Origin of the sequence: Cochlodiniinecator piscidefendens (assembly GCF_011326755.1) — a bacterium.
GTDB classification, from domain to species: Bacteria; Pseudomonadota; Alphaproteobacteria; order Rhodobacterales; family Rhodobacteraceae; genus Cochlodiniinecator; species Cochlodiniinecator piscidefendens.
Genome location: NZ_JAAOIE010000007.1, coordinates 109,076 through 128,559 on the forward strand (window position 1 = coordinate 109,076; position 19,484 = coordinate 128,559).

The 19,484-nt window shown below is 50.3% G+C and carries 32 protein-coding genes; 1 reads left to right on the plus strand and 31 read right to left on the minus strand.

All coding sequences use genetic code 11. The features are described from left to right. Positions 1–43: 43 nt before the first annotated feature. From G9C99_RS15745 to G9C99_RS15755, 3 genes are all read right to left on the minus strand, one after another. Complete coding sequence (locus G9C99_RS15745) at positions 44–1,372, minus strand: replication-associated recombination protein A (RefSeq protein ID WP_166418480.1); 1,329 nt, start codon at positions 1,370–1,372, stop codon at positions 44–46. 61 nt (positions 1,373–1,433) lie between these two features. Next, positions 1,434–2,021, minus strand: coding sequence for an acyl-homoserine-lactone synthase (locus tag G9C99_RS15750; protein WP_166418481.1), 588 nt, complete (start codon positions 2,019–2,021; stop codon positions 1,434–1,436). A 59-nt stretch (positions 2,022–2,080) separates the two neighbouring features. Beyond that, entirely contained in the window at positions 2,081–2,692 is a 612-nt protein-coding gene (locus G9C99_RS15755) for a helix-turn-helix transcriptional regulator (protein WP_166418482.1), read from the minus strand. 77 nt (positions 2,693–2,769) lie between these two features. Between G9C99_RS15755 and G9C99_RS15760 the strand changes: the two genes are divergently transcribed. After that, complete coding sequence (locus tag G9C99_RS15760) at positions 2,770–2,952, plus strand: hypothetical protein (protein WP_166418483.1); 183 nt, start codon at positions 2,770–2,772, stop codon at positions 2,950–2,952. Between the two features lie 63 nt (positions 2,953–3,015). Here G9C99_RS15760 and rplQ read toward each other — a convergent pair whose 3' ends face one another. From rplQ to G9C99_RS15900, 28 genes are all read right to left on the minus strand, one after another. Next, positions 3,016–3,435 (minus strand): 50S ribosomal protein L17, encoded by a 420-nt coding sequence (gene rplQ / locus G9C99_RS15765; RefSeq protein WP_166418484.1) that lies wholly within the window; start codon positions 3,433–3,435, stop codon positions 3,016–3,018. Between the two features lie 142 nt (positions 3,436–3,577). Then, positions 3,578–4,594 (minus strand): DNA-directed RNA polymerase subunit alpha, encoded by a 1,017-nt coding sequence (locus tag G9C99_RS15770; RefSeq protein ID WP_166418485.1) that lies wholly within the window; start codon positions 4,592–4,594, stop codon positions 3,578–3,580. Positions 4,595–4,704: 110 nt separating this feature from the next. Then, positions 4,705–5,094, minus strand: coding sequence for a 30S ribosomal protein S11 (gene rpsK, locus G9C99_RS15775; protein WP_166418486.1), 390 nt, complete (start codon positions 5,092–5,094; stop codon positions 4,705–4,707). 15 nt (positions 5,095–5,109) lie between these two features. After that, positions 5,110–5,478, minus strand: a complete 369-nt coding sequence (gene rpsM, locus G9C99_RS15780) for a 30S ribosomal protein S13 (protein ID WP_166418487.1) — start codon at positions 5,476–5,478, stop codon at positions 5,110–5,112. Positions 5,479–5,678: 200 nt separating this feature from the next. Beyond that, on the minus strand, positions 5,679–6,344 hold the full coding sequence (locus tag G9C99_RS15785; protein WP_166418488.1) for an adenylate kinase: 666 nt from the start codon (positions 6,342–6,344) through the stop codon (positions 5,679–5,681). Beyond that, positions 6,341–7,696 (minus strand): preprotein translocase subunit SecY, encoded by a 1,356-nt coding sequence (gene secY, locus G9C99_RS15790; protein WP_166418489.1) that lies wholly within the window; start codon positions 7,694–7,696, stop codon positions 6,341–6,343. Before secY ends, G9C99_RS15785 begins: the two co-directional genes overlap by 4 nt. 106 nt (positions 7,697–7,802) lie before the next feature. Then, complete coding sequence (gene rplO, locus G9C99_RS15795; RefSeq protein ID WP_166418490.1) at positions 7,803–8,276, minus strand: 50S ribosomal protein L15; 474 nt, start codon at positions 8,274–8,276, stop codon at positions 7,803–7,805. 208 nt (positions 8,277–8,484) lie between these two features. Continuing rightward, the gene (rpmD, locus tag G9C99_RS15800) at positions 8,485–8,673 is read right to left on the minus strand and encodes a 50S ribosomal protein L30 (protein ID WP_166418491.1); all 189 of its coding nucleotides are present in this window, start codon (positions 8,671–8,673) and stop codon (positions 8,485–8,487) included. Positions 8,674–8,683: 10 nt separating this feature from the next. After that, positions 8,684–9,247: a 30S ribosomal protein S5 gene (gene rpsE / locus G9C99_RS15805; RefSeq protein ID WP_166418492.1), complete on the minus strand. Its 564-nt coding sequence runs from the start codon at positions 9,245–9,247 to the stop codon at positions 8,684–8,686. 12 nt (positions 9,248–9,259) lie between these two features. Further along, entirely contained in the window at positions 9,260–9,619 is a 360-nt protein-coding gene (rplR, locus tag G9C99_RS15810; protein ID WP_166418493.1) for a 50S ribosomal protein L18, read from the minus strand. A gap of 12 nt (positions 9,620–9,631) precedes the next feature. Next, positions 9,632–10,165: a 50S ribosomal protein L6 gene (gene rplF / locus G9C99_RS15815; RefSeq protein WP_166418494.1), complete on the minus strand. Its 534-nt coding sequence runs from the start codon at positions 10,163–10,165 to the stop codon at positions 9,632–9,634. A gap of 10 nt (positions 10,166–10,175) precedes the next feature. After that, positions 10,176–10,568, minus strand: coding sequence for a 30S ribosomal protein S8 (rpsH, locus tag G9C99_RS15820; RefSeq protein WP_166418495.1), 393 nt, complete (start codon positions 10,566–10,568; stop codon positions 10,176–10,178). Positions 10,569–10,580: 12 nt separating this feature from the next. Beyond that, positions 10,581–10,886 carry a 30S ribosomal protein S14 gene (rpsN, locus tag G9C99_RS15825; RefSeq protein ID WP_166418496.1) on the minus strand — a complete coding sequence of 102 codons (306 nt, stop codon included), beginning with the start codon at positions 10,884–10,886 and terminating at the stop codon, positions 10,581–10,583. Between the two features lie 19 nt (positions 10,887–10,905). After that, complete coding sequence (gene rplE, locus G9C99_RS15830; RefSeq protein WP_166418497.1) at positions 10,906–11,466, minus strand: 50S ribosomal protein L5; 561 nt, start codon at positions 11,464–11,466, stop codon at positions 10,906–10,908. Then, positions 11,466–11,771: a 50S ribosomal protein L24 gene (gene rplX, locus G9C99_RS15835; RefSeq protein ID WP_166418498.1), complete on the minus strand. Its 306-nt coding sequence runs from the start codon at positions 11,769–11,771 to the stop codon at positions 11,466–11,468. Before rplX ends, rplE begins: the two co-directional genes overlap by 1 nt. Before the next feature lies 1 nt (position 11,772). Continuing rightward, positions 11,773–12,141, minus strand: a complete 369-nt coding sequence (gene rplN / locus G9C99_RS15840) for a 50S ribosomal protein L14 (RefSeq protein WP_039018819.1) — start codon at positions 12,139–12,141, stop codon at positions 11,773–11,775. 66 nt (positions 12,142–12,207) lie between these two features. Further along, complete coding sequence (gene rpsQ, locus G9C99_RS15845; protein ID WP_166418499.1) at positions 12,208–12,438, minus strand: 30S ribosomal protein S17; 231 nt, start codon at positions 12,436–12,438, stop codon at positions 12,208–12,210. Positions 12,439–12,453: 15 nt separating this feature from the next. After that, complete coding sequence (gene rpmC, locus G9C99_RS15850; protein WP_166418500.1) at positions 12,454–12,657, minus strand: 50S ribosomal protein L29; 204 nt, start codon at positions 12,655–12,657, stop codon at positions 12,454–12,456. A 285-nt stretch (positions 12,658–12,942) separates the two neighbouring features. Then, positions 12,943–13,356 carry a 50S ribosomal protein L16 gene (rplP, locus tag G9C99_RS15855; protein WP_166418501.1) on the minus strand — a complete coding sequence of 138 codons (414 nt, stop codon included), beginning with the start codon at positions 13,354–13,356 and terminating at the stop codon, positions 12,943–12,945. Positions 13,357–13,370: 14 nt separating this feature from the next. Continuing rightward, positions 13,371–14,078 (minus strand): 30S ribosomal protein S3, encoded by a 708-nt coding sequence (gene rpsC / locus G9C99_RS15860; protein ID WP_166418502.1) that lies wholly within the window; start codon positions 14,076–14,078, stop codon positions 13,371–13,373. Continuing rightward, positions 14,078–14,458 carry a 50S ribosomal protein L22 gene (gene rplV / locus G9C99_RS15865; RefSeq protein WP_166418503.1) on the minus strand — a complete coding sequence of 127 codons (381 nt, stop codon included), beginning with the start codon at positions 14,456–14,458 and terminating at the stop codon, positions 14,078–14,080. The genes rpsC and rplV overlap by 1 nt, the downstream gene beginning before the upstream one ends. 5 nt (positions 14,459–14,463) lie before the next feature. Next, the gene (rpsS, locus tag G9C99_RS15870; protein ID WP_166418504.1) at positions 14,464–14,742 is read right to left on the minus strand and encodes a 30S ribosomal protein S19; all 279 of its coding nucleotides are present in this window, start codon (positions 14,740–14,742) and stop codon (positions 14,464–14,466) included. A gap of 1 nt (position 14,743) precedes the next feature. Continuing rightward, the gene (gene rplB / locus G9C99_RS15875) at positions 14,744–15,586 is read right to left on the minus strand and encodes a 50S ribosomal protein L2 (RefSeq protein ID WP_166418505.1); all 843 of its coding nucleotides are present in this window, start codon (positions 15,584–15,586) and stop codon (positions 14,744–14,746) included. An 824-nt stretch (positions 15,587–16,410) separates the two neighbouring features. Then, a complete protein-coding gene (locus G9C99_RS15880) occupies positions 16,411–16,707 on the minus strand; it encodes a 50S ribosomal protein L23 (RefSeq protein ID WP_166418506.1) in 297 nt (98 codons plus the stop codon). Beyond that, on the minus strand, positions 16,704–17,324 hold the full coding sequence (rplD, locus tag G9C99_RS15885) for a 50S ribosomal protein L4 (protein WP_166418507.1): 621 nt from the start codon (positions 17,322–17,324) through the stop codon (positions 16,704–16,706). The genes G9C99_RS15880 and rplD overlap by 4 nt, the downstream gene beginning before the upstream one ends. After that, positions 17,324–18,043, minus strand: a complete 720-nt coding sequence (gene rplC, locus G9C99_RS15890) for a 50S ribosomal protein L3 (protein ID WP_166418508.1) — start codon at positions 18,041–18,043, stop codon at positions 17,324–17,326. Before rplC ends, rplD begins: the two co-directional genes overlap by 1 nt. 13 nt (positions 18,044–18,056) lie before the next feature. Next, positions 18,057–18,365, minus strand: a complete 309-nt coding sequence (gene rpsJ / locus G9C99_RS15895; protein ID WP_091428130.1) for a 30S ribosomal protein S10 — start codon at positions 18,363–18,365, stop codon at positions 18,057–18,059. Between the two features lie 156 nt (positions 18,366–18,521). Beyond that, positions 18,522–19,094, minus strand: a complete 573-nt coding sequence (locus tag G9C99_RS15900) for an SLATT domain-containing protein (protein ID WP_166418509.1) — start codon at positions 19,092–19,094, stop codon at positions 18,522–18,524. Positions 19,095–19,484: the final 390 nt, after the last annotated feature.

Genomic DNA, 19,484 nt, shown 5'->3' on the forward strand with positions numbered 1-19,484 from the left:
TTTGCGCGCCGACCCGCGCTTTTTTCGTGTTGTTGGACAAGAGTCAACCGCCCTGCCGCTTAGAGCGCAATTTAACAAAGTAATCGAGCCGCCGTTTCAGCTCTCGTTCAAATCCACGCTCTACCGGATGGTAATACACGCCACGTTTCATACCGTCAGGAAAATAGTTCTGCCCGGAAAATCCATCTTCGGCATCATGGTCATAAGCATATCCTTTGCCATACCCCTGCTCTTCCATCAGCTTAGTTGGTGCATTCCGAATATGCTTTGGCGGTGGCTCCGATCCTGTTTCGCGTGCTGCCCGCATAGCTGCCTTATACCCGACATAAGCCCCATTGGATTTCGGGGCCAACGCCAAATACGTGACGGCCTGCGCCAACGCGAGTTCACCTTCAGGACTACCCAAGCGTTCATAGGTTTCCCACGATTGCAAACAGACCGCTTGGGCCTGCGGATCAGCAAGCCCGATATCTTCAACGGCCATTCGCGTTATACGTCGTGCTAAAAACCTAGGATCTTCTCCACCTGTTAGCATCCGCGCGAACCAATACAGCGCCGCGTCTGGATCGGACCCTCGCACCGACTTATGAAGTGCGGAAATCAGGTTATAGTGTTCTTCACCCGATTTATCGTATTTTGTCGCCCGTCGCATAAGCCGTGTTGAAAGAGCTTCGGCATCAAGTTTTTTATCAACTTTCCATGCCGCGACTTGTTCAATCAAATTCAACAACGCGCGCCCGTCACCGTCTGCCATTTCAAGCAACGCCTCGCGCGCATGGCCATCTAAAGGTAAACTGCGGTTCAGTTCTTTCTCTGCGCGCTGCGCAAGAAGCTCCATGTCGCCCAACGACAGACGCTCAAGCACCAAAACCTGCGCACGCGAAAGCACAGCAGCGTTTAACTCAAAAGATGGGTTTTCGGTTGTAGCGCCAACCAACAAAATGGTCCCATCTTCCATATGGGGCAAAAAACCGTCTTGTTGGGCTTTGTTAAAGCGATGGATCTCATCAACGAATAGCAAAGTACCCTGCCCATTTGCGCGCCGTATCTTTGCCGCTTCAAAAACCTTTCGCAGCTCAGGCACACCCGTAAAAATCGCGCTGATCTGAATAAATTTAAGATCAGTTTCGTCGGCCAACAATCGGGCGATCGTTGTCTTCCCAACACCTGGAGGGCCCCAAAATACCAACGACGACAAACTATTCGAAGACAGCATAACCCCAAGCGGAGCCTCAGGCCCCAATACTTGTTGTTGCCCGATTACCTCAGCCAGGGACTTAGGCCGCAAGCGATCCGCCAACGGCCTTGGTCCTGTTTCATTACCCTTTTCGGGTAAGTCGCGATCCGACGAGGATTGAAATAAATCAGTCATGTCGCGACTCTATGCGTTCGGCCCGTGAGTGAAAAGCAAAATGGGCAATTGCCCATCGCGCTTAGTGGAGCTTTGCGGACAGATCAATTGAAACGCATTGATAATCTCCATCACCAATATACATTTCACGGCCCATAGCACTGGCATCCAACCCACAGCGACCGAACCAACGCGGCCAATTTGCTGCCGTCAGCGCGATCAGGCGGGTAGCACCCTCCTCCCGGGCCGCTTTGGTCATCGCACCCACCATATAGGCGTGTACGCGCCGTCTAATACGTTCTGGTGTAGCGTGTGAGACAAATACACGGGTACATTCCCATGTATGTTCGTCTACTGGTGCCTTTTCATAGAGCAAATCTTGAGGGATTGTTCCCAGCAACCCACGTTGAGCATCCCGGATCATATAAGAATATATTCCACAACGCGCATTTGTTGGTGTTAAACGTATGCCTGCATAAACCTCCCCAAGGTTATGAATGGCAACCCAGCGACTGGCAGGGGTATCATATTGATCATACTCCATATCCAGAGCTTCAGGTAAATCCCAGTTTTTTTGGACGATAAAAGATTGCTTTCTTGCGCGAAAAAGGTTTGCGAACAACTCCCCATGGTTGTGCATATTTTCGAAAGATAGTGTGGTCGTTTGCATGGCAGTCTCCAGCTTGGTTGAAACCTAAAGCCCCGGCGGCAAACGGCGCCGATCCTTAGCTACAGCAATCGATAATCCTTCGCGCGCTGAATGGCCTCTGCGGTGGTCCGAGCGAGCAGTTTTTGCCGGGCCCCGTTCAAACGAGCTTTCAATGCGCTTTCTGAAATACCGAGTTTATCTGCTGCGGCCGCGTATCGGTCACCTTCTGCAATGCAGCGCAGAGCCTCGATCTGAGCCTTTGTCAGACTCTCCGGCGGCTCCGTAATATCGTGGAGCCGACGAACTAGAAGCGAGATTTCTTCAATCTCGCAATCTTCAAATTCACGTTCTTCCCTAGCAAAGCTCGCGATTGTACGGGAGCTAACCGGTCCACAGGACACGGATAGGCCAAAATTAAGCCCAAAGGATGAAGCCTCGGTAAACAAACCAAATGGATCAGGGATCGTGAATTCAGACCACCTACACGTACCCTCTGTACTGAAACCCCATGCAATTGTAGGATCTCGAAGTGCGAAAGCACGCTCTGTGTAATGGTCGAGCCATTCCTGACTGTATGTCGAAAACTGCAGCAGCGGTGCTGCATAACGAATATGTAGCCCCAAAAAATACCCATATGGTGCAAGAACACCGAGCTTTTGGAGCAAAATATCTACGCCTGCCTTATTGGTCATGTCTTTTTAGACAAGTTGATCATTCTGTCGTCAACCTTAAATTGTATGCACCACTGAATCATATAGGTGTTGAAAGCATGAAAGCGATAGATCCAGACCTCTTTACGAAACTGATGACGCTGCCCCAGGGTAAACGTATGGATTTGCTCGAGTTTCTCGGAGCGACGCCCGTCGGAAATGCCCAGTTAAACAGACTCATCGAGGATATCGAATCCTCTCTTACTAAAAAGCAGAATCGCGGGCACAGCGACAAGAACTAATTTGCCTCGCTCACAAAAAAACCCCGCTAAAAAGCGGGGTTTTTTGCATTCTAATCGAATTATTTATTCGTCAGCTGCAACTTCAGCAGCCAAACGCGCCTTATCAGCTGCGCCTTTTGCGTCTACGTCGCGTTCAACAAATTCGATGATCGCCATAGGCGCCATGTCACCGTAACGGAAGCCAGCTTTGAGAACACGAACGTAGCCACCCTGGCGTTCTTTGTAGCGCGGACCCAAAACTTCGAAAAGTTTCGCAACGTCTTTGTCTTCTTTCAATTGTGCAGCAGCCTGACGGCGTGCGTGCAAATCACCACGTTTGCCAAGGGTGATGAGTTTCTCAATCACGCGCTTAAGCTCTTTAGCTTTCGGCAAAGTTGTTTTGATCTGTTCGTGCTCAATGAGCGAGCCAGCCATATTTGAGAACAACGCTTTGCGGTGTTCGTGTGTACGGTTTAGGCGGCGGTAACCTCTTGAGTGACGCATAGTCTATCTCCTAAAATTCAACGTTTTGCTTTGTCTGGCGACCCATGCGTGTAGGCCACTCTCCTTGGGGCGATTGCCCGATATTCCCCGCCTGTGCGGGCATTTGGGGGCCGTTTAAAGGCGGCCCCCGAAACTGTCAACCTTAGAACTGGTCTTCGAATTTCTTAGCCAGATCGTCGATGTTCTCTGGTGGCCATTCTTCAACGTCCATACCCAGATGCAAGCCCATGCCAGACAGTACTTCTTTGATCTCGTTCAAAGATTTACGGCCAAAGTTAGGGGTACGCAGCATTTCAGCTTCTGTCTTCTGGATCAAGTCACCAATGTAAACGATGTTATCGTTTTTCAGGCAATTTGCAGAACGTACTGAAAGCTCAAGCTCATCCACTTTCTTCAACAGAAGTGGGTTGAACTCGAGACCATCGTCTTCTTCTTGGCGACCGGCGGCTTCTGGCTCGTCGAAGTTCACAAAGATCGACAGTTGATCTTGGAGAATGCGAGCAGCGAAAGCAACAGCGTCATCAGGGGTGATGGAACCGTCAGTTTCGATTTTCAAAGTTAGCTTATCGTAATCAAGAACCTGACCTTCACGTGTTGGCTGAACGTCATAAGACACTTTAGCAACTGGTGAATAGATTGCGTCGATTGGGATCAAACCGATTGGCGCATCTTCTGGTTTGTTTTTCTCAGCAGAAACATAACCTTTGCCAGTCGCTACTGTGATTTCCATGAACAAGTCAGCGCCATCGTCAAGGTGGCAGATCACGTGATCTTTGTTCAAAACTTCAATACCAGAAGAATCTGAAATATCCCCTGCAGTCACAACAGATGGACCCTTAGCAGAAATTGAAAGACGCTTCGGGCCCTCAACTTCCATGCGCAAAGCAACACCTTTAAGGTTCAAAACGATGTCTGTCACATCTTCGCGAACGCCAGACACAGAGGAAAACTCGTGCAGCACGTTGTCGATTTGAACGCTGGTGATTGCCGCACCTTGTAGTGAGCTCATCAAAACGCGACGTAGCGCGTTGCCGAGTGTTAGACCGAAGCCACGCTCAAGTGGTTCAGCAATAACAGTCGCCTGACGAGTCGGATCATTGCCCGGCTTCACCTCAAGTTGCGCTGGTTTGATCAGCTCTTGCCAATTATTGTGGATCATGCTTGTCGCCTCCATACTTGTTCACAGCCATGTCCAGTTGCCGCAAACGCCCGAGGTTAAAATGACAAACTCGGGCCGTGCGCAAACACAGCCCGAGCAAGAATAGTTTTTTATACGCGACGACGCTTAGGTGGGCGGCAGCCGTTGTGTGCGATTGGTGTAACGTCACGGATAGATGTGATGTTAAAGCCAGCTGCAGCCAAAGCGCGCAAAGCAGATTCACGGCCAGAACCTGGACCCTGAACTTCTACTTCAAGTGTTTTTACGCCGTGCTCTTGTGCTTTCTTACCAGCATCTTCTGCAGCCATCTGAGCTGCATAAGGTGTTGATTTACGAGAGCCTTTGAAACCCATTGTACCAGCAGACGACCATGCGATCGCATTGCCTTGAACATCGGAGATCAAGATTTTTGTGTTATTGAAAGAAGAATTCACGTGTGCAACGCCAGAAGCGATGTTTTTACGTTCTTTTTTCTTTGTACGAGTTTTATCACGTGCCATTAATCAAACCCTCCCTTACTTCTTCTTACCAGCGATGGCCTTTGCAGGACCTTTGCGAGTACGAGCGTTGGTGTGGGTACGCTGACCGCGAACGGGCAGATTACGGCGATGGCGAAGGCCACGGTAGCAACCGAGGTCCATCAAGCGTTTGATGTTCATTTGAACTTCACGGCGCAAGTCACCTTCAACGGTGTAAGTTGCGTCGATGTGTTCACGAACAGCTAGAACTTCTGAGTCAGAAAGTTCGTTGATGCGACGTGTACGGTCGATGCCAACAGCTTCGCAGATAGCTTCTGCAGAAGTGTGGCCAATACCAGTGATATAAGTCAGGGCGATCGGGACCCGTTTATGGGTCGGGAGGTTAACGCCGGCGATACGTGCCAAGTGTCTTATTCCTTTGCGTTGCGATTCCGTAGTTCCGGAACCTTTTTTCACAACGGAGGCCCGGAGGCGTCATACCTGCGGGCCACTGCTGAATTCAATTTCGAAGTATTGTCAAACCGTCGTATGATTCTACATCGATTCCCCGGGGGGAAGGCTGTCAATTAGGAGTTTTTTCGCGCGCAGTCAAGAGCGCGAAAAAATTAGCCGTTTCCAATGATGTCGCCACCATTCAATGCAGCCGTGATGGATCCCGCAACATCGTCGATCGCAGCAAGGCCATCAACGCTCTTCAGGTCGTCTTTTGCATAGTAGTAACCGATCAGCGGAGAGGTCTTTTTATAATACTCCATCAGGCGCGTACGCAGGCTATCTTCGTTGTCGTCAGCACGGCGCTGCATGTTGCTTTCGCCACAATTATCGCACTTGCCTTCGACGGCAGGCACCTTAGTAACATCGTGATAGCCTTCGCCGCATGAACCGCAGGTATAGCGCCCTGTGATCCGACCAACGAGCGCATTGTCATCAACCTGCATCTCAACGACGCAATCCAGCGTTTGGCCGTTGCGTTTTAACAAATCACCAAGCGCATCTGCCTGAGCCAACGTCCGCGGAAAGCCATCAAAGATGAATCCGCCACCATTGTCACCCTGAAGCTTTTCTTCGATCAAACCGATAACGATTTCATCTGTGACAAGCTCACCAGCGTCCATGATCGCAGCAACCTTCAGGCCCATTTCTGTGCCTGATGTTTTTGCTTCACGCAACATGTCGCCAGTCGAAAGTTGGATCATCCCTCTTTCATCGACGAGTTTCCGGGCCTGGGTTCCTTTGCCTGCGCCCGGTGGGCCGAGAAGGATAATGTTCATTTTCTAGCTGTCCCTTTCTTACCGCGTTTTTTACCACGCAGCTGAGATTTCTCAATCAGACCTTCATACTGGTGTGCCAGCAAATGTGACTGAACCTGTTGAATGGTGTCCATGGTGACCGAAACAACGATCAATACGGATGTACCACCAAAATAGAAAGGAATGTTAAGTTGGGAACGTAAAATCTCTGGCAAGAGACAAACTGCCGCAAGGTAAGCGGAACCAATGACCAACAAACGGGTCACAACATAGTCCAAAAACTCGGCTGTTTTCTTACCTGGGCGAATTCCGGGTACAAAACCATTCTGATTCTTCAGGTTGTCAGCAACTTCATCTGTTTTGAACGCCACGTTGAAGGTGTAGAAAAACGCAAAAAACACGATCATCGCTGTGAAGAACAACAGATACAGCGGCTGACCCGGGCCGAAGTACGCGAGGATCGTCGACATGATCGGCCCAGTTTGTGACCCAGAGAACGTCGCGAGTGTGGTTGGCAACAACAACAAAGAGCTGGCGAAAATCGCGGGGATAACACCGGCTGGGTTTACCTTAACAGGCAAATGGCTTGTGCCGCCGTCATAAACCTTCATGCCAACTTGGCGACGTGGATATTGAATGTGGATCTTACGCAGCGCGCGCTCCATGAACACAACGAACGCAATCACGGCAATCATCATCACAATCACACCCACGATAACCACAGGTGAAATCGCACCAGAGCGACCTTGGCTCAGGAACTGTGCGATTGCTGCGGGAACCTCAGCAATAATGCCGACGAAAATGATCAAGGAAATACCGTTACCAATGCCCCGCGCGGTGATCTGTTCACCCAGCCACATGAGGAACATCGTGCCGCCAACCAACGTGATAACCGTTGTCGCAATAAACAGAGAACCCGGATTCGCAACAAGATCACCAGCCTGCAAGCTAACCGCCAGACCGTAAGCCTGAAACACCGCCAAGAAAACTGTGCCGTAGCGTGTATATTGGGCGATCTTTTTGCGGCCCTGCTCACCCTCTTTCTTCAATTGTTCCAGCGCTGGAACCATAGAAGTCAAAAGCTGAATGATAATCGATGCAGAGATGTACGGCATGATGCCAAGCGCAAACAATCCCATCCGCGCCAAAGCACCGCCGGTGAACATCGACAAGATACCGCCGATACCGCTTGCGGCCTGCTCCATGAAGCTTTGCAGCGCCACGGTATCAATGCCTGGAACCGGGATGTACGTACCTAACCGGTACACAATCAACAAACCGATTGTGAATAGAATGCGTTGTCTAAGCTCGGTTGCCTTACCCAAGGCGCCCCAGCTCATATTATTCGCCATTTGCTCTGCCGCAGATGCCATGTATGGGCCTCTCTGTCATAAAAGCGCCGCCAGACGGTTTCCCGAATGGCGGCGCGAAAGGAAAACTTGTATTTATGTAAGCGGCCTAAGCGCCGCTCACAAGGGCTTATTCAGCTGCTGCCGCCTTTGTTACTGTAAGAGAGCCGCCGGCTTTCTCTACAGCGTCAATAGCGGACTTAGATGCGCCGGTTACTTCGATGCTTGCTTTTGCGGTGAATTCACCTTTTGCAAGAACGCGGATACCGTCGAGTTTACGACGAACCAGACCGGACGCGATAAGCGCGTCTTCGGTGATCGCTGCAGATGCGTCGATCTTTTTGTCGTCGATGAATTTCTGGATCAAACCGAGGTTGATAACAGCGTATGCTTTGCGGTTTGGCTTGTTGAAGCCGCGCTTAGGCAAACGTTGGTACAATGGCATTTGGCCGCCCTCATAACCACCGATAGATACACCTGAACGTGATTTTTGACCTTTGATACCACGGCCACCCATTTTACCGGTGCCGGAACCAGGACCACGGCCAATACGCTTGCGTGATTTAGTTGCGCCTGCGTTGTCGTGCAATTCATGTAGTTTCATGTCGCTCTCCTTATGCCGGATGTGACCTACGAGCGAAGAGGTCAACCACGGCTTTGCTTACAAATGATTCTGCAGCCTAAAAGGCCACTGGGCGCGTATAAACGGGATGACGTACCGGTTCAAGCCCTTAGCCCTAAAATTGCCAGCTTCAAAACAAAATGCCCCGATGCGGACACCGGGGCATTTTAAAGTTCAACTAAGCGCTTGCTTAGCCTTTTTCTTCGATGATCTCAACCATATGCGGGATCTTGCGAACCATACCGCGAACAGAAGGTGTATCTTCTAATTCGCGAGTTTTGTGCATTTTGTTAAGGCCAAGGCCGATCAATGTCTGGCGTTGTTTGGCCGGACGACGGATCGGTGAACCGATTTGTTTTACAACGATTGTTTTCGCCATGATCTACTCCTTAAGCCTCCGCAGCTTCGGCAGCCGGTGCATCATCCTTTTTCAGGATATCAGCAACCTTTTTGCCACGACGCTGAGCAACTGAACGAGGGCTACCTTCTTTGGTAAGACCATCGAGTGTTGCACGGATCATGTTGTAAGGGTTTTGCGAACCAATAGATTTCGCAACAACGTCTTGCACACCGAGCATTTCGAACACAGCACGCATTGGACCACCTGCGATGATACCGGTACCTTGCGGTGCAGTACGCATAACAACTTTACCAGCGCCGTGACGGCCCTCGATGTCGTGGTGCAAAGTGCGGCCTTCACGCAGAGGTACACGTACCATCTGACGTTTGGCTTGCTCTGTTGCCTTACGGATCGCTTCAGGTACTTCTTTCGCTTTACCTTTGCCGAAGCCAACACGACCTTTTTGGTCGCCAACTACAACAAGTGCTGCAAAGCCAAAGCGCTTACCACCTTTTACGGTTTTTGAAACGCGGTTGATCGCGACTAGACGATCGGCGAATTCGGGTGCTTCATCGCGCTCGCGACGGTTACCCCGATTGTTATCTCTTGCCATTCTATCGTCTCCTTAGAACTTCAGACCACCTTCACGGGCAGCATCAGCCAAAGCTTTAACTTTACCGTGAAAGAGGAAGCCGCCACGATCAAAGTAGCAGTCTTCAACACCAGCCGCCTTCGCACGCTCAGCAATTGCTGCGCCTACTTTGGTTGCCGCTTCGACATTGTTTTTGCCAACAACACCCAATGCTGATTCCAAAGTGGACGCAGACGCGAGTGTTTTGCCTTGAACGTCGTCGATCAGCTGTGCGCTGATGTTTTTGTTCGAGCGGTGAATAGAAAGACGAACGCGACCTGCGTTCACTTTCCGCAATTTGTTCCGAACGCGCAGGCGGCGCTTCAGAAACAGGGTTCTTTTGCTGTTTGCCATTACCTGGGTCCTTTACTTCTTCTTGCCTTCTTTGCGGAAGACAAATTCACCTTTGTAGCGAATACCTTTGCCTTTATAGGGCTCTGGTTTACGCCATGCGCGAATTTCTGCTGCCACTTGACCAACGACTTGTTCGTCAATGCCTTCAACAACGATTTCTGTTTGCTTCGGTGCAGTCACTGTAATGCCTGCTGGAGCAACATAATCGACGTCATGAGAAAGACCGAGGTTCAATTTCAGGGTCGTGCCCTGCATTGTTGCCCGGTAACCAACACCCTGGATCTCCAGCTCTTTTTTGAAGCCTTCGGTCACGCCGGTCACGAGATTCGCGACGCGGGTGCGGGACATACCCCATTGCTGACGTGCACGCTTCGACATACCGCGAGGTTTGATCGAAACTACGTTGTCTTCTACTGACATTGTTACATCGTCAGTTGCGGTGAAGTTACGGGTCCCCTTAGGGCCTTTAACTTCGATGGTCTGGCCCGACACAGATGCAGAAACACCTGCTGGCAGTCCGACCGGTTTTTTACCAATACGAGACATCCAGACCTCCTTAGAAGACTGTGCAGAGCACTTCGCCGCCAACATTGGCAGACCGTGCAGCAGCATCAGACATTACACCCTTAGGTGTGGAGACAATCGACACGCCCAAGCCCTGACGGACAGATGGGATGTCTTTGACGCCCATGTATACGCGACGACCGGGCGTAGAAACACGCTTCAGCTCACGAATAACAGGGGTGCCGTCGAAATATTTCAAGCTGATTTCGATTGCCGGGTGGCCATCTTTACCAGTTGTTGCTTCGTAACCGCGGATGTAGCCTTCGCCAGCCAGTACATCCAGAACCCAAGCACGCAGTTTTGACGCTGGTGTTGAAACGGTGGACTTGCCACGCATCTGGGCATTACGGATACGGGTGAGCATATCGCCGATAGGATCATTCATATCGTCTCTCCCTTACCAGCTAGATTTAACCATACCGGGGATTTGGCCAGTAGAGCCAAGTTCCCGCAGCGCGATCCGAGATACCTTAAGCTTACGGTAGTAAGCGTGAGGACGTCCGGTGAGCTGACAACGGTTGTGAAGACGTGTCGCAGAAGAGTTGCGAGGAAGTTCAGCAAGTGTAAGACGCGCTTTGAAACGCTCTTCCATTGGCTTGCTTTCGTCATTCGCGATCTCTTTGAGAGCAGCGCGCTTGGTTGCGTATTTCGCTACCAATTTTGCCCGCTTCTTCTCGCGTTCGATCATTGCTTTTTTAGCCATGTGTCTATCCTTCCCGCGATCAGCTGTTGAAAGGCATGTTGAAAGCTTTCAACAGGCTCTTTGCTTCCGCGTCAGTTTTCGCGGTGGTTGCGATCACGATGTCCATACCCAGAACGTCAACAACTTTGTCGAAGTCGATCTCAGGGAAGACGATGTGCTCTTTTAGACCCATAGCGTAGTTGCCACGGCCGTCGAAAGATTTCCCAGAAATACCACGGAAATCGCGGATGCGAGGCATCGCGATAGTGGTCAAACGGTCTAGGAATTCATACATGCGGTCGCCACGCAAAGTCACCTTGGTACCAAGTGGCATTTCTTCACGAACGCGGAAACCAGCGATGGATTTCTTTGCTTTCGTAACAACAGCCAATTGACCAGCGATTGCAGTCAGATCTTCCTGAGCAGCTTTCACTTTTTTGGTGTCTTTAACAGCATCGCCAACACCGATATTCAGAACGATTTTATCCAAGCGAGGGATCATCATGTCGTTCTTATAACCGAACTCTTCTTTCATGGCAGCGCGAATGCTGTCAGCATAAAGAGCTTTTAGGCGCGGGGTGTAGTTTGCAGAATCAAGCATTATACAGTCTCCCCAGTTGATTTAGCGAAGCGTACTTTGTTGCCGTCTTCCATGCGGAAGCCAACACGTGTTGCTTTGCCATTGCCGTCGAGCAGTGCGAGGTTCGAAAGTTGAACCGGCATTGCAGTAGGAACGCGGCCACCTTGATCAGTCTGAGACTGACGCGTGTGACGAACTGCGACGTTTACGCCGTCAATGATCGCTTTGCCAGACTTAGGATCAACAGAGGAAATTTCACCCTCTTTACCTTTATCTTTGCCAGCGAGAACGACAACTTTATCGCCTTTTTTAAGCTTAGCAGCCATCTTACAGCACCTCCGGCGCGAGTGAGATGATCTTCATGAAGTTTTTGGCACGCAATTCACGAACAACTGGGCCAAAGATACGTGTACCTACAGGCTCATTGCTGTTGTTCAAGATCACAGCAGCATTGCTGTCGAACTTAATTGCTGTGCCGTCTTCACGACGAACTTGTTTAGCTGTGCGAACGACAACGGCCTTACGGACGTCACCTTTCTTAACACGGCCACGTGGGATTGCTTCCTTTACGGAGACGACAATAATATCGCCAACGCTTGCGTATCTACGCTTGGAACCACCCAGGACCTTGATGCACTGAACTCGGCGTGCGCCAGAGTTATCAGCAACATCCAGATTTGTTTGCATCTGGATCATATGGTTTCTCCCGACCTTTGGGGCTCATTCCCCAGGGTTTCGATAATACCGAAAAACCCTATCTGCTTATGCAGACAGAACTTCCCAGCGTTTCGTTTTCGAATGAGGTGCACATTCCTGAATACGGACTGAATCACCTTTTTTGAAAGCGTTCTCAGCATCGTGGGCCCGATATTTCTTAGACCGACGAATGGTTTTCTTAAGAACAGGGTGTGTAAAGCGACGTTCAACACTAACTGTTACAGTTTGTGCGTTGGCGTCGGATGTCACGGTACCTTGCAGAATACGTTTAGGCATAACTCAAGGCTCCCCTTATTCAGCCGCTGCAGCAGCAGCTTTTTCGTTCAAAATTGTTTTTACGCGTGCAGCTTCCCGGCGGGCTTGCTTCATGCGTGCAGTGCTTTCAAGTTGACCTGTTGCCTGTTGGAACCGCAGGTTAAACGATTCTTTTTTCAGGCTCGCCAGCTCTTCTTTGAGCTGATCAGGCGTCTTGTCTCTCAAGTCTTGGGCGTTCATAGCCTCTTCCTCTCATAAACACCAGAAAGCCCCTGCCATATTGCTACAGGGTCACTTCTGACCTGGTGGATAAATTCTAGTGGGACGAATCCCGTCTACTCGCGGAATCCACGAGATGGCGTTGTATAGGGGAGGTAAGGCATAGGAGCAAGGGAAAGTTTCACCCAATAATAAAAGGGTGAACAAGGTGTATTTGCTACTTAGAAAAAGCAGCCACCCAACAATAAAGAAAGCCCCCACCGATTACTCGGTGGGGGCCTATTTCACCCTAATGAAAGGATAGATTTACCAATCTTCGCGCTCGACGATGCGGGTTTTCACCGGCAACTTCATCGCAGCAAGACGCAACGCTTCGCGCGCAACGACTTCGGAAACGCCGTCGATTTCAAACATTACGCGACCAGGTTTAACCTTAGCCACCCAACGATCGACAGAACCTTTACCTTTACCCATACGAACTTCGACAGGTTTTGCGGTTACAGGTACATCTGGGAAGATGCGGATCCATACACGACCCTGACGTTTCATGTGACGGGTCATTGCACGACGGGCCGCTTCGATTTGACGGGAAGTCACACGCTCAGGTGTGGTTGCCTTCAGACCGAAAGAACCGAAGTTCAGATCAGAACCGCCTTTAGCAAGACCGTGAATACGGCCTTTGTGCTGTTTGCGGAATTTAGTACGCTTTGGTTGAAGCATCTATCATGCCCTCCTTAACGACGGCCGCCAGCACCACGTGGTGCAGGGCCTTCTTGGAGTTCCTGTTGACGACGTTCGCGCGCGCTTGGGTCATGCTCCATGATCTCACCTTTAAAGATGAAGACCTTGATGCCGATGATGCCATAAGCAGTCATACCTTCAGCGTGTGCGTAGTCGATGTCGGCACGAAGGGTGTGCAAAGGTACACGACCTTCACGATACCATTCTGTACGCGCGATCTCAGCACCACCAAGACGACCAGCAACGTTAACACGGATACCGAGGGCACCCATACGCATTGCGTTCTGAACCGCACGCTTCATAGCGCGACGGAAAGAAACACGGCGCTCAAGCTGCTGTGCAATGCTTTCTGCAACCAATGCAGCGTCGAGCTCCGGCTTGCGGACTTCTACGATGTTCAGGTGCAGCTCGCTGTCAGTCAGAGCAGCAAGTTTTTTGCGCAGAGTTTCAATGTCTGCACCTTTCTTGCCGATGATGACGCCAGGACGTGCAGTGTGAACTGTTACGCGGCACTTTTTGTGCGGACGCTCGATGATCACACGGCTGATGCCGGCTTGCTTACAATCAGATTTGATGAAGTCGCGGATTTTCAGGTCTTCCAGAAGAAGATCACCGAAATCTTTGGTGTCGGCGTACCAACGGCTGTCCCAGGTACGGTTGACCTGAAGACGCATGCCGATTGGATTAACTTTATTACCCATTACGCTTGCTCCTCGACTTGACGAACCAGGATGGTGAGTTCGGAGAATGGTTTTACAATCTTACCGAACCGACCACGCGCACGTGGGCGACCACGTTTCATGGTTAGGTTTTTGCCGACATAAGCTTCGGCAACGATGAGATCATCGACATCCAGGTTGTGGTTGTTCTCGGCGTTAGCAATTGCGGACTGAAGGCATTTCTTCACGTCAGCAGCGATACGCTTGTTGGAGAAGGTCAAATCGGTCAAAGCCTTTTCAACTTTCTTACCGCGGATCAATGCAGCAACGAGGTTCAGTTTCTGCGGGCTTGTACGAAGCATGCGGGCTTTCGCCATTGCCTCGTTGTCGGCCACGCGGCGGGGATTTTTATCTTTACCCATGGCTCTTACTTCCGCTTCGCTTTTTTATCCGCGCCGTGACCATAGTAGGTACGGGTTGGAGAATATTCACCAAATTTCTGACCGATCATATCTTCAGTCACGTTTACTGGAACATGCTTTTTGCCGTTGTAAACGCCAAAAGTCAGACCAACAAACTGTGGCAGAATGGTAGAACGACGTGACCAGATCTTGATGACATCACTGCGGCCCGATTCACGAGCTACTTCAGCCTTCTTGAGGACATACGCGTCAACAAAAGGGCCTTTCCATACAGAACGTCCCATATTAGCGACCCTTCTTCTTAGCGTGACGCGAGCGAATGATCAGCTTGCTAGACGCTTTGTTCTTATTACGGGTACGTGCGCCTTTGGTCGGTTTACCCCAAGGAGTAACTGGGTGACGACCACCGGATGTACGACCTTCACCACCACCGTGAGGGTGATCGACCGGGTTCATAACAACACCACGTACAGATGGGCGAATACCTTTGTGGCGGTTACGACCAGCTTTACCGAAGTTTTGGTTAGAGTTGTCAGGGTTTGACACAGCACCGATGGTGGCCATGCATTCCTGACGGACCAAACGCAATTCGCCTGAAGAGAGGCGGATCTGAGCGTAGCCACCGTCACGACCAACAAACTGTGCATAAGTCCCAGCAGCACGAGCGATTTGACCGCCTTTGCCTGGCTTAAGTTCGATGTTGTGAACGATAGTACCGATTGGCATACCAGAGAACGGCATTGCGTTACCTGGTTTAATATCAGCTTTCGCAGATGCGATTACTTGATCACCAATAGCCAAACGCTGTGGTGCAAGAATATACGCTTGCTCACCGTCTGTGTATTTGATCAATGCGATGAATGCAGTCCGGTTCGGGTCATACTCGATCCGTTCAACGGTTGCTGCTACATCAAATTTCCGACGCTTGAAGTCCACGATACGGTAAAGGCGCTTTGCCCCACCACCCTTGCGGCGCATCGTGATCCGTCCGGTATTGTTCCGGCCGCCATTTTTAGTCAAACCCTCAACGAGTGCTTTGACTGGACGTCCTTTCCAAAGCTCCGAACGGTCGATCAGAACCAGCCCACGCTGGCCTGGCGTCGTCGGCTTATACGACTTTAGTGCCATGCTTTCTGTCTTCCGTTTTGCTTACGAGGCCGTAGCCCCGTGGAGTTTAGCCCCCCGAAGGTGGCCGGTATATAGGGCCCCGAAGGTCCCAAATCTCAAATGTCAGAAGCCCCGGAACGAATCCGAGGCCACTTAGACTTGCGCGAAGTATCAGAGAAGGCGGGGGGTGTCTATAGGGAGCACAGAAAAATAGGGGAATTGGCAAAGGGCCAGCGCCCGTCCGTGGGTCGGTGCCCTTAGGCTATCGTCATGGCAGTTTATCCCACAGCACATGCAGACTAACCCAGCTTTTCCACCACCCAACCAAAAAGCACCCGCCCGTCGGGGCGGACGGGCGCTGGCCCGGCGGCGCAAGCACCTTGATTCCGACCTATAGTAACACCAAGTTCGATATAATACTTTCTCACCTTGCTGATGGAGGTTCCTCATAAAGTGATTTCTAACTATTCCCGCTTAACTCCAAAATTCGACCTAAAGAAAAAACAGCCACGCAAGCACAAAGTAAAAAGATTGGTAGCGGCATGCCAGCTACATAGCCGCCCAGTTCGAAATAGATTGAACTCCGGGTTCGCCTCCCAATACCAAATTGAATTTTTAACTTCCTTCAAAGATATCTGCCAAATCTATCAAGAAAGCGATTTCCAACAACCCGAGACACAGGTGTTAATCTTAATGTTAAACAGCAACATTACACCCTGTCGCGCAGAAAACTTTAACATCGGAATAGTGCGCAGATTAGGCAAGGGCATCTTCGTGTAAACTCGGACACAAAAAAAGCCCCCGCTTTTCAGCGAGGGCTTTCAATTTTTCAAACAACCAAAAACTTACAGTCCGGTGGACACGTCGATGGTGTTGCCCTCTTCGAGGGTTACGTAGGCTTTTTTGACGTCTTTACGCTTGCCCAACATGCCACGGAACCGCTTGGCCTTACCTTTAGTGATTGCAGTGTTAACCGCCTTCACCTTGACCCCAAAGAGAGCTTCAACAGCTTCTTTGATTTGCGGTTTGTTGCTGTCGATCGCAACTTCAAAAACAACCGCACCGTTTTCAGATGCCATAGTTGCCTTCTCAGTGATGATCGGCTTGCGGATTACGTCGTAGTGTTCTGCTTTCGCACTCATTTCAAACGAGCCTCCAAAGCTTCGACACCTGCTTTGGTGATGACAAGTGTATCACGTTTCAGGATGTCATAGACGTTAGCGCCCATTGTCGGCAGAACATCGAGACCTTCGATGTTGCTAGCTGCTTGAGCGAAGTTTGCATTCACTTCAGCACCGTCAATCACGAGCGCGCGTTTCCAGCCCAACTCTTTTACTTGCTTAGCCAACACAGATGTTTTGACCTCTGCCAAGTCGGCAGTGTCGATAACAACGAGTTCACCGGCAGTCGCTTTCGCGGACAGAGCATGACGCAGACCGAGTTTACGGAATTTCTTTGTCAAGTCGTGGCCGTGGCTACGAGGTGTTGGACCTTTATAGATACCACCAGAACGGAAGATCGGTGCGTTACGGTCGCCGTGACGTGCGCCACCGGTACCTTTTTGGCGATAGATCTTCTTCGTGGAGTACGAAGTCTCAGAGCGGGTTTTCACTTTGTGAGTGCCAGCCTGCGCATTGTTGCGCTGCCAACGTACCACACGGTGAAGAATGTCCGCACGTGGCTCAAGACCAAACAATGCTTCGTCAAGATCCACTGAACCGGCTGTGCCGCCGTCAAGCTTGATTACATCAAGTTTCATTATTCAGCACCCCCTTCAGGAGCTTCAGCCGGAGCCGCAGCAGCTGCAGTTTTCAAACCAGCTGGGAAAGGAACGCCATCAGGCAATTTCTTTTTCACAGCGTCTTTGACAGTAACCCAACCACCTTTGGAGCCTGGAACAGCGCCTTTGATCATGATCAAGCCACGATCAGCGTCTGTCTTAACGACTTCAAGGTTTTGCGTGGTAACTTTGGCAGCACCCATGTGACCAGCCATTTTCTTACCTTTGAAAACGCGGCCAGGATCCTGACATTGACCGGTGGAACCGTGCGCACGGTGTGAGATAGAAACACCGTGTGTTGCGCGCATACCGCCGAAGTTGTGACGCTTCATCGCACCCTGAAAACCTTTACCGATTGATGTACCAGATACATCAACTTTTTGGCCTTCGAGGAAATGCTCAGCTGAGATTTCTTCGCCAACACCAATCAGGTTGTCTGCAGAAACGCGGAATTCCGCGATTTTGCGTTTAGGAGCAACATTCGCAGCAGCAAAGTGACCACGCATCGCTTTGGATGTGCGTTTCGCTTTAGCAGCACCAGCGCCCAACTGAACAGCAGAATAACCGTCTGTTTCAGATGTACGTTGTGCAACAACCTGCAATGTGTCGAGTTGAAGAACAGTAACAGGGATCTGTTTGCCGTCTTCCATAAAAAGGCGGGTCATGCCAACCTTTTTCGCAATGATACCAGAGCGCATCTTAGATACCCCCTTAGACCGAGATCTGGACGTCAACGCCAGCCGCCAGGTCGAGCTTCATCAGCGCGTCCACGGTCTGTGGTGTTGGGTCTACGATGTCGAGAAGACGCTTGTGCGTGCGAATTTCGAACTGATCGCGGGATTTTTTGTCAACGTGAGGACCACGGAGAACCGTGAATTTCTCAATTTTGTTCGGCAGCGGAATTGGGCCGCGAACGTTTGCACCCGTGCGTTTGGCGGTGTTGACGATCTCTTGTGTGGACGCATCCAGCACACGATAATCAAACGCCTTAAGACGGATACGAATGTTTTGACTTGTCATAGCATTCGCCCTTTCAGGCAAAGAGTTGATAGGACGACAGGTGGCTCATTCCTCCTGCCCTCTTCGAACCCAAAAGATGGGAGCGAATCCCACCAGTAGGTTATTCGCAATGCGAACTGCTGCCCAATACAGCGGGAAAGGGGTTGTGGCAAGAGCTTATTCTATTACCCTCTGTACTGCTTCAAGAACTCTTTGGCCAAGAGTGCCACTAAACAGCACAGCAATCAAAACACCCAATGTCGTAGCTAAAATTACTCGAGTAGTGATTTCAGTAGCTTTTTCCACGTGAATTACATTCTTTCGAGCAGCGTCCACGTCTTCTTTTGCAACATCTTTGAATTCTTCTGGATGCTCCAATCGATAGTTGTCGTAATCTACCGCATCGTGATTGACATTGTAGACTTTCAATATTGCATCATATCGATTTGTAAAATCGGCAATATCTACCCCTTCCGGGGCTGCGAGTAATTCACGCCTAAGAGAGTTGACCTCAAGTGCACATCGTTGAAACTGCTCCGCCTTGACCTGCCCTGCGTTGGCTGAATGCAACAAAGACGCCGCCAAGATAAAAATAGCTAATCCCACCGCCAGCAACACAACAAGCTTTTCCAGAAAGACTGCCATCAGAAAAAACTCTGGGAGTAATGTTACCACAATTACTGCTGCTGATGCATACGCTATATTGCGTGTTGAGTTTTTTTTCGGAGTTTTCCATTCGCTTAGAGGCATTAAAGCGAACCCCCTTAGTTCTCTTCATATCCTTTAATAATTTCGCCCGTGCCTCTCGCCCGCTTTCACTCAACATGCAAAAATCGCTCCTACAATCAAAAACATTAAACTCTCACAGCTGGCCTAGCACAGCCCCAGTCACAATCAATACCAAACCCGCAAAGGCGATGAGTTGCTCATTAAAGTCCAGTATCTGGCACGCCAAGCGTCAGATGCTCCGCTAAGCGCATCAATGGCAAAAGTAATTCACGTGGCTCTGAAACAACGAAAGGCCCGCTTTTATGAGCGGGCCTTTGTTTAGGTCGTTGTATTGGGCGTTACCGCCCAAGGGAACGATCTTATTCTACGATTTTGGAAACAACGCCAGAACCGACTGTGCGGCCACCTTCG

Excerpts from the sequence above, each read along its gene's own strand:
- G9C99_RS15745 (WP_166418480.1), bottom strand. The coding sequence starts at position 1,372 with ATGACTGATTTATTTCAATCCTCGTCGGATCGCGACTTACCCGAAAAG.
- G9C99_RS15750 (WP_166418481.1), bottom strand. The coding sequence starts at position 2,021 with ATGCAAACGACCACACTATCTTTCGAAAATATGCACAACCATGGGGAG.
- G9C99_RS15755 (WP_166418482.1), bottom strand. The coding sequence starts at position 2,692 with ATGACCAATAAGGCAGGCGTAGATATTTTGCTCCAAAAGCTCGGTGTT.
- G9C99_RS15760 (WP_166418483.1), top strand. The coding sequence starts at position 2,770 with ATGAAAGCGATAGATCCAGACCTCTTTACGAAACTGATGACGCTGCCC.
- rplQ (WP_166418484.1), bottom strand. The coding sequence starts at position 3,435 with ATGCGTCACTCAAGAGGTTACCGCCGCCTAAACCGTACACACGAACAC.
- G9C99_RS15770 (WP_166418485.1), bottom strand. The coding sequence starts at position 4,594 with ATGATCCACAATAATTGGCAAGAGCTGATCAAACCAGCGCAACTTGAG.
- rpsK (WP_166418486.1), bottom strand. The coding sequence starts at position 5,094 with ATGGCACGTGATAAAACTCGTACAAAGAAAAAAGAACGTAAAAACATC.
- G9C99_RS15785 (WP_166418488.1), bottom strand. The coding sequence starts at position 6,344 with ATGAACATTATCCTTCTCGGCCCACCGGGCGCAGGCAAAGGAACCCAG.
- secY (WP_166418489.1), bottom strand. The coding sequence starts at position 7,696 with ATGGCATCTGCGGCAGAGCAAATGGCGAATAATATGAGCTGGGGCGCC.
- rplO (WP_166418490.1), bottom strand. The coding sequence starts at position 8,276 with ATGAAACTACATGAATTGCACGACAACGCAGGCGCAACTAAATCACGC.
- rpmD (WP_166418491.1), bottom strand. The coding sequence starts at position 8,673 with ATGGCGAAAACAATCGTTGTAAAACAAATCGGTTCACCGATCCGTCGT.
- rpsE (WP_166418492.1), bottom strand. The coding sequence starts at position 9,247 with ATGGCAAGAGATAACAATCGGGGTAACCGTCGCGAGCGCGATGAAGCA.
- rplR (WP_166418493.1), bottom strand. The coding sequence starts at position 9,619 with ATGGCAAACAGCAAAAGAACCCTGTTTCTGAAGCGCCGCCTGCGCGTT.
- rplF (WP_166418494.1), bottom strand. The coding sequence starts at position 10,165 with ATGTCTCGTATTGGTAAAAAACCGGTCGGACTGCCAGCAGGTGTTTCT.
- rpsH (WP_166418495.1), bottom strand. The coding sequence starts at position 10,568 with ATGAATGATCCTATCGGCGATATGCTCACCCGTATCCGTAATGCCCAG.
- rpsN (WP_166418496.1), bottom strand. The coding sequence starts at position 10,886 with ATGGCTAAAAAAGCAATGATCGAACGCGAGAAGAAGCGGGCAAAATTG.
- rplE (WP_166418497.1), bottom strand. The coding sequence starts at position 11,466 with ATGCTTGATTCTGCAAACTACACCCCGCGCCTAAAAGCTCTTTATGCT.
- rplX (WP_166418498.1), bottom strand. The coding sequence starts at position 11,771 with ATGGCTGCTAAGCTTAAAAAAGGCGATAAAGTTGTCGTTCTCGCTGGC.
- rplN (WP_039018819.1), bottom strand. The coding sequence starts at position 12,141 with ATGATCCAGATGCAAACAAATCTGGATGTTGCTGATAACTCTGGCGCA.
- rpsQ (WP_166418499.1), bottom strand. The coding sequence starts at position 12,438 with ATGCCTAAACGTATTCTGCAAGGTACCGTGACATCCGACGCCAACGCA.
- rpmC (WP_166418500.1), bottom strand. The coding sequence starts at position 12,657 with ATGAACGCCCAAGACTTGAGAGACAAGACGCCTGATCAGCTCAAAGAA.
- rplP (WP_166418501.1), bottom strand. The coding sequence starts at position 13,356 with ATGCTTCAACCAAAGCGTACTAAATTCCGCAAACAGCACAAAGGCCGT.
- rpsC (WP_166418502.1), bottom strand. The coding sequence starts at position 14,078 with ATGGGTAATAAAGTTAATCCAATCGGCATGCGTCTTCAGGTCAACCGT.
- rplV (WP_166418503.1), bottom strand. The coding sequence starts at position 14,458 with ATGGGTAAAGATAAAAATCCCCGCCGCGTGGCCGACAACGAGGCAATG.
- rpsS (WP_166418504.1), bottom strand. The coding sequence starts at position 14,742 with ATGGGACGTTCTGTATGGAAAGGCCCTTTTGTTGACGCGTATGTCCTC.
- rplB (WP_166418505.1), bottom strand. The coding sequence starts at position 15,586 with ATGGCACTAAAGTCGTATAAGCCGACGACGCCAGGCCAGCGTGGGCTG.
- G9C99_RS15880 (WP_166418506.1), bottom strand. The coding sequence starts at position 16,707 with ATGAGTGCGAAAGCAGAACACTACGACGTAATCCGCAAGCCGATCATC.
- rplD (WP_166418507.1), bottom strand. The coding sequence starts at position 17,324 with ATGAAACTTGATGTAATCAAGCTTGACGGCGGCACAGCCGGTTCAGTG.
- rplC (WP_166418508.1), bottom strand. The coding sequence starts at position 18,043 with ATGCGCTCTGGTATCATTGCGAAAAAGGTTGGCATGACCCGCCTTTTT.
- rpsJ (WP_091428130.1), bottom strand. The coding sequence starts at position 18,365 with ATGACAAGTCAAAACATTCGTATCCGTCTTAAGGCGTTTGATTATCGT.
- G9C99_RS15900 (WP_166418509.1), bottom strand. The coding sequence starts at position 19,094 with ATGCCTCTAAGCGAATGGAAAACTCCGAAAAAAAACTCAACACGCAAT.